The sequence below is a fragment of the Pseudomonas sp. AC463 genome, from assembly GCF_979253585.1.
Map to the genome: position 1 here is coordinate 1 of NZ_CEEDDZ010000509.1, position 279 is coordinate 279.

1 protein-coding gene is annotated in these 279 nt (G+C 69.2%); it reads left to right on the forward strand.

Annotated elements, in window-relative coordinates; genetic code table 11:
* Window positions 1–279: DNA topoisomerase (locus AC0IYH_RS31180; RefSeq protein ID WP_471838072.1), on the forward strand; the 279-nt coding region annotated here is incomplete at both ends.

Here is a 279-nt window from a genome sequence, read left to right on the forward strand (position 1 = left end):
GCGCGGCTGGCTGTCGCGAACCGCTATGACGCCAGCTACGTTCCCGACAAGCCGCGCCAGTACCAGACCAAGGCGAAGAACGCGCAGGAAGCGCACGAGGCGATCCGGCCGACCGATTTCGGCAAGGACAAGGTCGGCGGCGGCGATCATGCGCGGCTGTACGACCTGATCTGGAAGCGCGCGCTCGCCAGCCAGATGGCGTCGGCGCGGATGGAGCGGACGACCGTCGAACTGGCGGACGGCACCGGCCGCAACCTGCTGCGCGCCACTGGTCAGGTG